Source organism: Cupriavidus sp. SIMBA_020 (genome assembly GCF_046535395.1).
Lineage (GTDB): Bacteria > Pseudomonadota > Gammaproteobacteria > Burkholderiales > Burkholderiaceae > Cupriavidus > Cupriavidus campinensis.
Genome location: NZ_JAWRWU010000432.1, coordinates 1 through 278, shown reverse-complemented (window position 1 = coordinate 278; position 278 = coordinate 1). Strand labels below are relative to the sequence as shown.

1 pseudogene is annotated in these 278 nt (G+C 62.2%); it reads right to left on the bottom strand.

From position 1 onward, the window contains the following. Positions 1 to 278, bottom strand: a pseudogene (locus SB751_RS29915) (patatin-like phospholipase family protein); the annotation flags it as partial.

The window sequence follows — 278 nt, the reverse complement described above, 5'->3', positions numbered from 1 at the left end:
ATGCCGACGCAAGCACTGCGTCGGCGCTGACATCCTCGCCCGTGAAGATGCGGATCTTCCCGGTCTCGACGTTGGTGGCGCTCAGGTACAACCGGATCGGACAGTGCTTGCGCAGCGCGTCGAAGTCGACCCGGCGCTCGAGCACCTCGCGCAGCGGATTCAGGTTGTTCGGATTGAACTGATAGGGCGAGAAAATGCGCAGCATCATGTCGGCGAACGCATAAATCGGCGAATGATCGAGCCCGAAGCTGTGCGTGCCCTTCAGCCACGGCGCCCAG